Source organism: Streptomyces sp. NPDC093795, from assembly GCF_044764665.1.
Taxonomy (GTDB): Bacteria; Actinomycetota; Actinomycetes; order Streptomycetales; family Streptomycetaceae; genus Streptomyces.
On the sequence record NZ_JBIWIO010000002.1, the window covers coordinates 750,141 to 762,797 of the forward strand.

11 protein-coding genes and 1 pseudogene are annotated in these 12,657 nt (G+C 73.5%); 4 read left to right on the top strand and 8 right to left on the bottom strand.

The window, feature by feature from the left end:
- Positions 1-53 precede the first annotated feature (53 nt).
- Positions 54-1,307, top strand: coding sequence for a Bcr/CflA family multidrug efflux MFS transporter (locus tag ACIRB7_RS08435; protein ID WP_403594139.1), 1,254 nt, complete (start codon positions 54-56; stop codon positions 1,305-1,307).
- Positions 1,308-1,402: 95 nt separating this feature from the next.
- Positions 1,403-2,386, top strand: coding sequence for a small ribosomal subunit Rsm22 family protein (locus ACIRB7_RS08440; RefSeq protein ID WP_403594142.1), 984 nt, complete (start codon positions 1,403-1,405; stop codon positions 2,384-2,386).
- On the opposite strand, the gene ddaH is transcribed toward ACIRB7_RS08440, so the two are convergent.
- Positions 2,383-3,213, bottom strand: a complete 831-nt coding sequence (gene ddaH, locus ACIRB7_RS08445) for a dimethylargininase (protein ID WP_403594145.1) — start codon at positions 3,211-3,213, stop codon at positions 2,383-2,385. The genes ACIRB7_RS08440 and ddaH overlap by 4 nt on opposite strands.
- Positions 3,214-3,497: 284 nt before the next feature.
- On the opposite strand from ddaH, the gene ACIRB7_RS08450 reads away from it, so the two are divergent.
- On the top strand, positions 3,498-4,118 hold the full coding sequence (locus ACIRB7_RS08450; protein WP_403594148.1) for a TetR/AcrR family transcriptional regulator: 621 nt from the start codon (positions 3,498-3,500) through the stop codon (positions 4,116-4,118).
- Between the two features lie 103 nt (positions 4,119-4,221).
- On the top strand, positions 4,222-5,001 hold the full coding sequence (locus tag ACIRB7_RS08455) for a bifunctional DNA primase/polymerase (protein ID WP_403594151.1): 780 nt from the start codon (positions 4,222-4,224) through the stop codon (positions 4,999-5,001).
- Between the two features lie 73 nt (positions 5,002-5,074).
- Here ACIRB7_RS08455 and ACIRB7_RS08460 read toward each other — a convergent pair whose 3' ends face one another.
- The 7 genes and pseudogenes from ACIRB7_RS08460 to ACIRB7_RS08490 form a co-directional block, all read right to left on the bottom strand.
- Complete coding sequence (locus ACIRB7_RS08460) at positions 5,075-6,109, bottom strand: hypothetical protein (protein WP_403594154.1); 1,035 nt, start codon at positions 6,107-6,109, stop codon at positions 5,075-5,077.
- Positions 6,069-6,947, bottom strand: coding sequence for an iron uptake transporter permease EfeU (gene efeU / locus ACIRB7_RS08465; protein ID WP_403594157.1), 879 nt, complete (start codon positions 6,945-6,947; stop codon positions 6,069-6,071). The genes ACIRB7_RS08460 and efeU overlap by 41 nt, the downstream gene beginning before the upstream one ends.
- Positions 6,948-6,965: 18 nt before the next feature.
- Complete coding sequence (efeB, locus tag ACIRB7_RS08470) at positions 6,966-8,234, bottom strand: iron uptake transporter deferrochelatase/peroxidase subunit (protein ID WP_403594160.1); 1,269 nt, start codon at positions 8,232-8,234, stop codon at positions 6,966-6,968.
- 24 nt (positions 8,235-8,258) lie between these two features.
- Positions 8,259-9,413: an iron uptake system protein EfeO gene (efeO, locus tag ACIRB7_RS08475; protein ID WP_403594163.1), complete on the bottom strand. Its 1,155-nt coding sequence runs from the start codon at positions 9,411-9,413 to the stop codon at positions 8,259-8,261.
- A gap of 167 nt (positions 9,414-9,580) precedes the next feature.
- Positions 9,581-10,486: a heme ABC transporter ATP-binding protein gene (locus ACIRB7_RS08480; RefSeq protein ID WP_403594165.1), complete on the bottom strand. Its 906-nt coding sequence runs from the start codon at positions 10,484-10,486 to the stop codon at positions 9,581-9,583.
- Positions 10,483-11,500: pseudogene (locus ACIRB7_RS08485) on the bottom strand (FecCD family ABC transporter permease); the annotation flags it as partial. The pseudogene ACIRB7_RS08485 and the gene ACIRB7_RS08480, both read right to left, overlap by 4 nt.
- A gap of 102 nt (positions 11,501-11,602) precedes the next feature.
- Positions 11,603-12,634 (bottom strand): hemin ABC transporter substrate-binding protein, encoded by a 1,032-nt coding sequence (locus ACIRB7_RS08490; RefSeq protein WP_403594168.1) that lies wholly within the window; start codon positions 12,632-12,634, stop codon positions 11,603-11,605.
- Between the last annotated feature and the right edge of the window lie 23 nt (positions 12,635-12,657).

Consider the following 12,657-nt stretch of genomic DNA (forward strand, 5'->3'; position numbering starts at 1 on the left):
AAATGGAGCGGTTGATGCCGAAGAGCGGCCAGAAAGCAACAGAAGAAAACATAATGCAAACCGCTCCGGTCGAGGCCGCCCGGCGGACCGGGCTGCTCGTCACCCTCGTCCTGGGCGGCCTCACCGCTCTGCCGCCGCTCTCCATGGACATGTACCTCCCGGCCCTGCCCGAGGTCACCGGCGCGCTGAACGCCCCCGCCGCCACCGTCCAGCTCACCCTCACCGCCTGCCTCGCGGGCATGGCCCTCGGTCAGCTCGTCGTCGGCCCCATGAGCGACAAGTGGGGCCGCCGCCGCCCGCTGCTCATCGGCATGGTCGTGTACGTGCTCGCCACCGCGGTCTGCGCGCTCGCGCCCACCGCCGAACTCCTCATCGGCTTCCGGCTGCTCCAGGGCCTCGCGGGCGCCGCCGGCATCGTCATCGCCCGCGCCGTCGTCCGCGACCTCTACGACGGCGTGGAGATGGCCCGGTTCTTCTCCACCCTGATGCTGATCTCCGGCGTCGCCCCGATCATCGCGCCCCTCATCGGCGGCCAGATCCTGCGCCTCACCGACTGGCGGGGCGTCTTCCACGTCCTCACCGTGATCGGCTTCCTCCTCACCCTCGTCGTCTGGCGCTTCCTCGACGAGACGCTGCCCGCCGAGCGGCGGCACGAGGGCGGGGTCGGCCAGGCCCTGCGCACCATGAAGGGCCTCCTCGCCGACCGGGTCTTCACCGGCTACATGCTGACCGGCGGCCTCGCCTTCGCGGCCCTCTTCGCGTACATCTCGGCCTCGCCGTTCGTCGTCCAGGAGATCTACGGGGCCTCGCCGCAGACCTTCAGCCTGCTCTTCGGGCTCAACTCGATCGGGCTCGTCGCCGTCGGCCAGATCAACGGCAAGCTGCTCGTCGGCCGCGTCAGCCTCGACAAGGCGCTCGGCTGGGGCCTCGGGACCATCCTGCTCGCCTCGCTCGCGCTGCTCCTCATGACCAGCGGCGTCTTCGGCGAGGTCGGGCTCGTGCCGGTGGCCGCGGGACTGTTCGTCCTCATGTCCGCGATGGGCCTCGCCATGCCGAACACCAACGCCCAGGCCCTGATGCGCACCCCGCACGCCGCCGGATCGGCCTCCGCGCTCCTCGGCACCACGTCGTTCCTCGTCGGCGCGGTCGCCTCGCCGCTCGTCGGCATCGCGGGCGAACACACCGCCGTCCCGATGGCGGTCGTCCAGCTCACGTGCGCCGTCCTCGCCGTCGCCTGCTTCCTCGGCCTGTGCCGCCCGTGGCGGGCCGCGCCGGGAGCGGCGGGCACGCAGGACCCGGCCGCCTAGGGCCCGGCCGGGGAGCTGGTGGGGCCCGGGGCGGCTGCCCAGGGCCGGTCCGGGAGCTGGTGGGGCTCAGGAGGACGGCCGCCTAAACTGTCTCGGTGAACGCCTCCGCCCCCTCCGCCGACTCCCTGCGCGCCGCCCTCGCCGGGCTCCTCGACGGGCTGCCGCCCTCCCAGGCCGCCCGGTCCGTCGAGCGGCTGATCGTCAACTACCGGGGCACCACCCCGACGGACGCCCCCGTGCTGCGCGACCGCTCCGACGTCGCCGCGTACGCCGCCTACCGCATGCCGGCGACCTACGAGGCCGTACGGGGCGCCCTCGACGCCCTGCGCGAGGCCGCGCCCGACTGGGAGCCGCGTACCCACACGGACGTCGGCGGCGGTACGGGCGCGGCGAGCTGGGCCGTCGCCGAGGCCTGGGAGGACCGGCCGCCCCGCACCACCGTCCTCGACTGGGCCGAGCCCGCCCTCGCGCTCGGCCGCGAGCTCGCCGCCGGGACCCTGGACGCCGAGTGGCGCACGGCCAGGATCGGGGGCGCGCTGCGGCTCGCGGACACGGACCTCGTCACCGTCTCGTACGTCCTCAAGGAGCTGACCGAGAACGACCGGGCGGCGCTCGTGACCGAGGCGGCGCGGGCGGCGCGGACGGTGGTGATCGTCGAGCCCGGCACCCCCGACGGCTACGAGCGGATCATCGCGGCCCGCACCCTGCTGATCGACGCCGGCTTCACCGTCGCCGCGCCCTGCCCGCACAGCGGGGCCTGCCCGATCGAGCCGGGCACGGACTGGTGCCACTTCTCGGCGCGGGTCAGCCGCTCCTCGCTGCACCGGCAGGTGAAGGGCGGCTCGCTGCCGTACGAGGACGAGAAGTACAGCTACGTGGCGGCCACCAGGGACCCGGCGATCCCGACGGTCTCCCGAGTCACCCGCAGGCCCCAGATCCGCAAGGGCCTGGTCCTCCTCGAACTGTGCGGCCCCGAGGGACTCGCCCGCGAGACGGTCACCAAGCGCCACGGGCCCCTGTACAAGCAGGCCCGCGACGCCGAGTGGGGCGACTCCTGGCCGCCGGAGGGCACCGACTAGGGCCGCAGTTCCTGGGTGCAGCACTTCACGCTGCCGCCGCCCTTGAGGAGTTCGCCCAGGTCCATGCCGATCGGTTCGAAGCCGCGTCGGCGCAGCGGGTCGTAGAGGCCCACCGCGGCCTGCGGCAGCAGGACGTGGCGGCCGTCGCTCACCGCGTTCAGGCCGAGGGCCGCCGCGTCCTCCTCCGTCGCGATCAGGGCGTCCGGGAAGAGCCGGGCGAGGACCGCGCGGCTGCCGGGCGAGAAGGCGCCCGGGTAGTACATGACCTCGTCTCGGGCGTCGTCCAGGACGCACAGCGCGGTGTCCAGGTGGTAGTAGCGCGGGTCCACCAGTTCGAGGCCGATCACCGGGCGGCCGAAGAACTCCTGCGCCTCGTCGTGGGAGAGCGGGCTGGAGCGGAAGCCCCGCCCGGCGAGGATCCAGGAGGCGGTGACGGCGAAGTCGCCCTCGCCCTCGTTCACGTGCTCCGGGGCCCGTACGTCCTCGTCCGCCCAACCGTTTCCGCGGAACCAGGCCAGGTGCGCGTCGGCCTCGGCCGCGCGCTCCGCGTGGGCGAACTTCGCGCCGAGGACCCGGCCCTCGACGACGGTGGCGCCGTTCGCCGCGAAGACCATGTCCGGCAGCGCCGGGTCGGGGGCGAGGAGCTCGACGGTGTGGCCGAGCGCGCGGTAGCGGTCGCGCAGGTCCTCCCACTGGGCGAGGGCGAGCGGCAGGTCGACCGGTTTCGTGGGGTCCATCCAGGGGTTGATGGAGTACGTCACCGTGAAGTGCGTGGGTGGGCACATCAGATAACGGCGGGGCGAGGACGAGCGCGGAGTGGGGCGCAATGAGGGCTCCTCACGGACGGGTGGGCGGAAGAACCGCGGCACGGTGGACCCCATGGTCCGCCTTCGGCGCCCCGCACGCTGTGGACCGTTCGGGTGGTTCGGTGCCCACGGAGCGGGCCACCGGGCGGGAGCCCGCCACGGAGCGGGCCCCTGGCGGGGGACCTACGGAGTCGGCCCCCGGGGCGCGGGGCCCCCGGAGCGGGCCCCCGGCGGGAGCCCCCCGGAGCGGGCCCCGGTCCCCCTCAAGCGAGACGTGACGTCTCGCGGGCTGTTAGATTGGCCCCATGCCCGAGCCCAAGGCCCCCGACGCCTCCCGCCGCAGCGAACGCTCCCGCCGCGCCATCTTCGACGCCGCCCTCGCCCTCGTCACCGAGACCGGCTACGCGAAGACCACCATCGAGGGCATCGCAGCCCGCGCCGGCGTCGGCAAGCAGACCATCTACCGCTGGTGGCCCTCCAAGGCGGCCGTCCTCCTCGACGCCTTCCTCGACCTCCAGACCCGGGCCGCCGAGACCGCGGGCGGCGACGCCGACAGCGGGATCCCCGACACCGGCGACCTCGCCGCCGACCTCAAGCACGTCCTGCGCGCCACCGTCGACGAGCTGAACGACCCCACCGTCGACGGACCCACCCGCGCCCTCGCCGCCGAGGGCGTCGTCGACCCCGAGCTCGGCGCCCGCTTCACCGCGGCGCTCCTCGAACCCCAGCTCCAGCACTACGTCCGCCGCATCGAGGCCGCCCAGGCCGCCGGCGACGTCGACCCGGACGTCGACCCCCGCACCGCCCTCGAACTCCTGATCGGACCCCTCCACCACCGGTGGATCCACCGCACCCTGCCCCTCACCCACGCCTACGCCGACACCCTCGTCGACCTCGCGCTTCGCGGCCTCGCGCCGAGGATCTGAGGCCCGGAGGGGCACCCCGGTTCCGCACTCCGGTCACCCGAGGCGCAGGATGGTGGGACCATGGGCAGAGCCGAACGGGCGAGCATGAGGTGTGAGGGGATAGATGGGCGACGGCATCGGCCGCTACCGCGGCACGGAGAGCAAACTCGCACAGTGGCTGCGCAGGCGCCCGAAACGCACCGCGGCCGACGACGAGAACGACCGCGAGAAGCTGCTCCTGGCCGCCGCCGCAGCCGGGCTGCCCCTGGCCCCCGCCGCGTACCCCGTCGGCTACAGCTGTTCCTGTGAGCGGATCGGCTGCCCCACCCCCGCCCGGCACCCCGTCTCCTTCGCCTGGCAGACCCAGTCGACCACCGACCGCGCCCAGATCGAGCGCTGGGCCCGGAACGCGCCCGAGGCGAACTTCATCACCGCCACCGGCATGGTCCACGACGTCCTCGACGTACCGATGGCCGCCGGCCGCGCCGCCCTCGACCGTCTCCTCGCCGAGGGCGTGGAGGTCGGGCCGGTCGCCGAGTCCGCCGACGCCGACACCCCCGGCGGGCGGATGCTCTTCTTCACCGCCACCCGCGGCACCCCCGAGGACGAGGACGAGTGGTGGCCGTGTGAGCTCGACTGCCACCCCGAGACCATGGACGAGCACCCGGGGCTCCGCTGGCACTGCCGCGGCAGCTACGTCCTCGTACCGCCCGCCCGGCTCCCCGGGGACGAGAGCGCCCACCCGGTCGTCGCCTGGCTCCGCGGCCCCGAGCACCCCCTGCCCGACCCGCTGAACCTCCTGGAGACCCTCCAGGACGCCTGCGCGCGCCACGCGGCGGAGCGCCAGGCGGACGGGGACGGGGAGCACCCGGCCCACGAGATCGCCTGGCCCCTGACCCGCTGACGGGCTGACCCGCCGGCCGGTGAGGGCGGCCGGGTGACCCGCTGACGCGCTGGTCGGTCGACCGACGGAGGCTCTACGAGCCCTGTGCGCCCACCACGCCCTGGAGTCGGCCCGTGATCGTGACGCCGTCGCGGGCCGTGCCCGCCGGCCCCACCAGGGCCACCTGGTTCGACACCCACTCCTTGGTGACCGTGTTCTTGACCTGGCCGGTCAGCAGCGCCTTGACGCCCGCGTCGACCTTGGGCCGGTAGCCCGGCGCCGCCGTCTGCCGCTCGAAGAACCGGGTGGCGAAGAAGACGAACGCGCCGCCGTCCTTCGTCCGCAGCCCCAGCGGCGCGAAGTCGCCCTGGTTGGCGGTCCGGTCGAGGTACTGGGTGGCGAGCCCCGGCTTCTTGGCCGTCTTCAGCCGCTGCTTCCGCCACTGGGAGGTGTGCGACCCCGCCGCGAACGGCCCCGCCTCCCCGTCCTTCAGATACGAGACGTACCGCTCGCCGAGCTTCTCCGGCGCGACCGCGAGGGCTCCGGTGTCCGCGGCGACCGGCACCGCGTACCCGTCCTCCTCGGCGAACTCCGGCACCGCGGACGGGCTGAGGATCACCAGATGCGCGACCTCCCACAGCTGCTGCGGCCCGTTGCGTACGAAGACGAGGAGCCAGCGCTGGTCACCGGGGCCGGAGTCGGTGTCCCGGTTGGGGTCGGCGTCCGCGAGGAACCAGCGCGGCCAGCCCGCCTTCCGGGGCAGCACGAACCGCGCGTCCGTCAGTTCCAGGGGCCGGTGGTTCGCGTTGCCCCCGGGGGTGACGACCGCGCGCGCCCGCAGGCTCGCCTGGTTTATCTCCCCGAACGGTCCGGTGACCCGGCCCGCGTCCAGGGCCGGATCGTAGGTCTTGTCGGCCCGGTTGTAGGCGTTCGTGAAGTCCGCGAGGGCCTGCGCCGCCTCGGACTTCGTTGCCGGCGGCATCAGGGCGAGCTCCCCGTGCACCGTCACACAGCCGCTCGCCGCCAGCGCCAGGACGGTCGTCGCCGCCGTGGCCGCGAGCAGCCTCGCCGGCCGTGCCGACAGCCGCTCAAGCGGTCTCGGCGCTCGCCTCAGCCTCAGCCTTCTCATCGGTCGCCTTCTGCCTCTTCACCCGCACGGACGGACCCGACCCTATCGGGGCCAGGAACAGCGCGAGCGTCGGGACCAGATACAGCGCCCACACCGTGACCTGAAGCACCGTCGGGTCCGGCTGGAAGTTGAACACGCCCTTGAGGAGCGTGCCGTACCAGCTGTCCGGCGGGATCGTCGCCGAGACGTCGAAGGCCTTGTTCGCGAGGCCGTCGAGGAAGCGGGCCTCCTGGAGGTCGTGCACGCCGTACGCGAGGACGCCCGCCGCCACCACGACCAGCATCCCGCCGGTCCAGGTGAAGAACTTCGCCAGGTTGATCCTCAGGGCGCCCCGGTAGAACAGCCAGCCGAGGAGGACCGCCGTGAGGAGACCGAGCAGGACCCCGGTCAGCGGCGCGTACGTGCCGTCGGAGGACGCCCGTACCGACGCCCACACGAACAGCGCCGTCTCCAGGCCCTCCCGGCCCACCGCGAGGAAGGCGGTGGCGACGAGCGCGCCCGTCCCCACCTGGAGAGCCGCGTCCAGCCTGTCGTGCAGCTCGTCCTTCAGGTGCCGGGCCGTGCGCCGCATCCAGAAGACCATCCAGGTCACCAGGACCACCGCGACGATCGACAGCGAACCGCCCAGCAGCTCCTGCGCCTCGAAGGTCAGCTCCTGGGAGCCGAACTCGAGACCGGCGCCGAAGGCCAGGGCGACGCCGACGGCCACGCCGATGCCGATCCAGACCGGCTTCAGGGCGTCCCGCCGATCGGTCTTCACCAGGTACGCGATGAGGATGCAGACGACCAGACTGGCTTCGAGGCCCTCGCGCAGGCCGATCAGATAGTTACCGAACACGTCGGTTCTCCTCCTCGATCACGAGAACAGCGCCCTGCCCCACCAGTCGTCCTTGTCCCGGACGCCCGGCGGGATCGCGAACAGCGCCGAACCCACGTGCTGGATGTACTCGTTGAGGGCGTCGGCGCGGCCGAGCGAGGTCTGCACCGGGATGAAGCCGGTCCGGACGTCCTTCTGGTACGCCAGGAAGAACAGGCCCGCCTCAAGGCGCCCGAGGCCGTCCGTGCCGTCGGTGAAGGAGTACCCGCGCCGCAGGAGCGTCGCCCCGCCGTTGGTGTCGGGGTGGGCGAGCCGGACGTGCGAGTCCGGCTTCATCGCCTTCAGGAACGGCTCGTCGTGCTCCCTGGCCTTGCCGACGGGGGCGCCCTCGCGCTTGTCGCGGCCGAAGATGTCCTCCTGCTCGGCGAGCGACGTACGGTCCCAGGTCTCGATGTTCATCCGGATGCGGCGGGCGACGAGGTACGAGCCGCCGTCCATCCAGGCCGCGCCGCCCTCGGCGTCCCCGCCGGAGACCCACACGTGCTCGGCGAGCCGCTCGGTCTCGGTGCCCGCGATGTTGCGGGTGCCGTCCTTGAAGCCGAAGAGGTTGCGCGGGGTCTGGGCGTCGGGGGTCGTCGACGACGTCTTGCCGAAGCCCAGCTGCGACCAGCGCACCGCGACCGTGCCGAAGCCGATCCGCGCCAGGTTCCGGATGGCGTGCACGGCGACCTGCGGGTCGTCCGCGCAGGCCTGGACGCACAGGTCTCCGCCGCTGCGCGCCGGATCCAGGTTGTCGCCCGGGAACTTGGGCAGCTCCACCAAGGCCCCGGGACGCTTGTCCGTCAGCCCGAAACGCCCGTCGAAGAGTGTGGGGCCGAAGCCGATCGTGAGGGTGAGACGGGACGGCTTGAGGCCAAGCGCCTCGCCGGTGTCGTCGGGCGGCGCCTCCGGCAGTCCGCCGTACGCGCCCCCGCCGACCTCGGCGCCGGCCGTCATCCGCTCGGCTGCCCGTGTCCACTCCTTGAGGAGCTGGATCAGCTCGGCGCGGTCCTCGGTCGTCACGTCGAAGGCGGCGAAGTGCAGCCGGTCCTGGACGGCGGTGGCGATACCGGCCTGGTGCGGACCGTGGAACGGCACGGCCGCGCGGCTGTCGCCGACCGGCACCGGGGTGTCCCCGTCCCGGGCGACCAGGGCCGCGCCGCCGGCCGCCGCGGCACCGAGCGCGAGCCCGGCACCGCCCCAGCCGATGACCGTACGGCGGGAGGGCACGGCGGCGGTGGCCGACGGCTCCCGTATCTCCTCGGACATGCCCGTCCTCCGTTGTCGCCGCTGCTACTTGACGACGGCGGCGGCGAGCTTGGACAGCGGCTCGGCCAGCGCGTTGACGCCGTCCGACAGCTCCTTGCGCTCGGGGTCGCCGACCTTGTCGTACGAGGTGAAGACGTAGCTGTTCTTGTCCGTGCGGTAGGTGTCGAGCAGCGTGTTCAGGGCGGCGAACTGCTTGTCCAGTTCGGCGACGAGCTTCGGGTCGTTCTTCGAGGCGACCGGCTTCAGCAGGTCGAAGGACTTCTGCGCGCCCTCGACGTTCGCCTTGAAGTCGACGAGGTCGGTGTGCGAGTAGCGCTCCTCCTCGCCGGTGACCTTGCCGGTCGCGACCTCGTCCAGGAGTTCCTTGGCGCCGTTGGCCATGGAGGTCGGGGTGATCTCGGCCTTGCCGACCCGCTTCGCCCAGTCCGCGAGGTCCTTGTCCAGGGTGTCGGCGAGTGTCTTCTCGGCGGCGCCGATCTTCTTGTCCTTCCACAGCGCCTTCTCCAGGCGGTGCCAGCCGGTCCAGTCCGTGGCCGGGTCCTGGCCGGCCTCCAGACCGTCCTCGCGGACGTCGACCTTGGGGTCGATGTCGCCGAAGGACTCGGCGACCGGCTCGGTGCGCTCCCAGCCGACGCGGGACTCGGCGTACGCCTTCTTCGCGGCCTCGATGTCACCTGCGCGGACGGCGTCGGTGAAGACCTTCGCCTTGGGGAGGGTCGTGTCGGCCTGCGTCTGGACGTACTGGCGGTACGCGGCGACGGCGGCGTCCATCTCGGGGGAGCGCTTCGGGCCGGCGGCGGCGCCGGTGACCTCGACCTGCTGCCGTATGCCCTCGCCGGTCATGCCGGGCTTGCAGACGATCGCGTAGGCACCGGCCTTGATCTCGGCGGTGACGGTGGCCCTGGTGCTGGGGCCGATGTTCTCGCGCTCGGTGACGATCCGGTCGTCCGGGTAGAGCACGTAGACCTCGGTGACCTTGGAGCCGCGGTTCTCGACGTTCAGCTTCACGTGGCCGGCCGGGAACTGCTTCTTCGACACCTCGCAGGAGTCGTCCTTGGCGACGACGGTGATCGCGCCGTCCGCCCCCTCGGCGTCGCTCTTCTCGGTGCAGCCCGTGACGGCGGTCAGAGCGGCCGCGGTCGCGGCGGCGGTGACGACGGAGAGGCGGACGGCGCGCATGAGGACTCCAGGAACGGCGACGGGAACAGGGGCAACGCGGCTGAGGCGGACCTAACTTAACCGAGGCTTACCTCAGCCATACCCGCCCGTCCAGTGATCCGGCTCTCACATCCGGCGGACCGGACACAGCCGGGTCACGGGGACTCCACGGGGCTCTCATCACCTGGTCAAGGACCGGTCAAGGAGGGGGATTCGTCCCGAATCCGTCCTCGTACGGGTACGACGAGGGGGACCCCGGTCCGTGGATGCGGGAACACCTCCACCGGCTGCCGGTACACCCGGCCGAGCAGCTCCGCCCCGAGGACCTCCGCGGGCGGCCCGGCCACCGCGACCCGGCCGTCGTGCAGCACCCCGACCCGGTCCGCGTGGGCCGCCGCGAGCCCCAGGTCGTGCAGCACCACCACCACGGCGTCCCCGGCGGCCGCGCGCTCCCGGCAGACCCGCAGGACCAGTTCCTGGTGGCGCAGGTCCAGGGCCGCCGTCGGCTCGTCGAGCAGCAGCAGGCCGGTCCGCTGGGCGAGGACCCGGGCCAGCGCGACCCTGGCCCGCTCGCCGCCCGAGAGGCCGGAGAACGGGCGGGCGGCGAAGGCCCCGACCTCGGTGGCCGCCATCGCCTCCGCGACGGCCGCCTCGTCCTCGTCCTCCCGCTCGGTGCCCGCCCAGGGCGCCCGGCCCATCCGTACCACCTCGGCGACGGGGAACGGGAAGGACAGCGCGGCGTCCTGCGGCAGCACCGCCCGCCGCAGGGCGAGTTCACCGGGCGCCCAGTCGTCCGCCGGCCGTCCCCCGATCCGTACCTCCCCCGCGCTCGGGGCGAGATCGGCGGCGAGCGCGGCGAGCAGCGTCGACTTCCCGGCCCCGTTGGGCCCCACCAGGGCGAGGACCTCCCCGGCCCGCACCTCGATCCCGACCCCGTCGAGCACCACCCGGCGCCCCCGCGCGACCCGGACCCCGACGGCCTCGGCGACCACCTCGCCGAACGCGGCGGGGGAGGGCAGCGCGCGCGTGCGACGCCGGTTCGGGAGCGCCGGGAGCCGTCCTCGGAACAGTCCTCGCAGCCGTACGGATGTCATGCCCAGCCACCTTGCCTGCGACGGGTCCTGCGCAGCAGCCAGAAGAAGAACGGGCTGCCGAGGAGGGCGGTGAGGACGCCCAGGGGGAGTTCGGCCGGGGCCGCGACCGTACGGGCCGCGAGGTCGCCGGCAGTGAGGACCACCGCGCCGCCAAGCGCGCTGCCCGGCACCAGGAAGCGGTGGCCGGGGCCGTTCGCCATCCGCAGCAGATGCGGCACGAGCAGCCCGACGAACGTGATGATCCCGGCCACCGCGACCGCCGCCGCCGTGAGCAGCGCCACCACCAGGATCAGCGCGGTCCGCAACCGCTCCACGTCCACGCCCAGATGGCGCGCGGGCCGCTCGCCGAGCGCGAGCAGGTCGAGCCGGCGGGCGTAGCGGGGGGGCGACGGCGAGGCCGACGAGCGCGCACGGCAGCACGGCGAGGACCTTGGTCCAGGTGGCCTGGGCGAGCGAACCGAGCTGCCAGAAGGTGATCTGCGTGACCTGCGCGTTGTCGGCGAAGAAGAGGAAGAGCCCGATGAGCGCGCCCGCGAAGGCGTTCACCGCGATCCCGGTGAGGATCAGCGTCACCACCTCCGTACGGCCGCCCGAGCGGGACATCGCGTACACGAGGAGCACGGTCGCGAGCCCGGCGACGAAGGCGCAGAAGGACACCGTCCAGTTGCCGAGGAAGGTGAGGCCGAGCACGATCGCGCCGACCGCGCCGACGGCGGCGCCCGCCGAGATGCCGATGACGCCCGGCTCGGCGAGCGGGTTGCCGAACACGCCCTGCATCAGGGCGCCCGCGCAGCCGAGCGAGGCGCCGACGAGGACGGCGAGGACGACCCGGGGGAGCCGGATGTTCCACAGGACGCTCTCGGCGGTGCGGTCGAGCGCGTGGCCGCCGAGCCCGGTCCGGTGCAGGCCGGAGGCGAGGACGTCACCGAGCGGGATCTCGTACGCCCCGATTCCGGCGGAGAGCAGGGCGAGCAGGAGCAGGACGCCGAGCAGACCGAGGGTGAGGAGGGGAGCGGCGGTACGGGGCCGGGGGGGCGGCTTCGGCGTCGCCGCGTGCGTCGCTCATGCCGGGAACGGCCGTCGGCCCGCTCTCCGGTGGGGCCTTCCGGAGCGCCGTCACGCGCCCTCCTCCCCGTACAACTGGCCGACCAGGGACGTCAGTACCTGGTCGGTGCGCGGGCCGTAGTTGAGGAGGACGCCGTCGTCGACGGTCACGACCCGGCGGTCGGCGCCCGCCGGGGTCTCGGCGACGCCCGGGACCTTCACCAGGCCGTCGATCCCGCCGACCGAGGCGAGTCCCTTGCTCATGACGAGGATCGCGTCGGGCGCTGCCTTCGCCAGGGCCTCGCTGGTGATCGGGGTGAAGTCCTCGGTGAGTCCCGACTCCTTGCCCGCGTCGACCGCTCCGGCCGCTTCGAGCAGGGAGCTCGCGCCGGACTCGGCCCCGCCGAGCAGATAGACGGCGGCCGAGCCCCGGACGTACAGGAACGCCACCCGCGGTTTCTCCTCGCGCGCCGGGATCCCCTTCCGTACGGCGTCGATCCGCTCCTCGGTGCGCTTTCCGAGCGCGCTGCCGGCGTCCGGTACGCCGAGGGCGGCGGCGACGGCGTCGATGCGGGTGCCGACGTCGGCGAGTGCCCCGGCGGGTTCCACGACGACGAGCGGGACGCCCGCGTCCCGGATCTGGGCGACGGCCTCGGCGGGTCCCGTGGTGCTCTCGGCGAGGACGAGGGTCGGCCGGAGGGAGAGCACGCCCTCGGCGGAGACGTCGTGGGCTCGGGTCACCACCGGTAGGTCCGCGGCCTGTTCGAAGGTGGCGGTGATGTCGCGGGCGACGACGCGCTCGCCGAGACCGAGGGTGAAGACGATCTCGCTGAGGGAGCCGCTGAGCGGCACGATCCGTTCGGCGGAGGTGACGGTGACCGTGCGTCCGTCGGCGGAGGGGACGGTGACGGGCAGTCGGGGCGCGGCCGAGGCGGCGAGCGGCTCGACCCGGTCGGGGGCGGCGGATTGGGCGGCGCCGCCCGGACTCGTCACACTGCTGCCGCCGCTCCCCTCCCCGCTGCCGCTGCCGCTGCCGCAGCCGGTCGCCGTGAGGGCGAGGGCGAGCACTGCTGTCAGCGCTCCCGCGAGGCGAGTTCTGCGCACCGGACACCGTCCTGTCGTTCGTT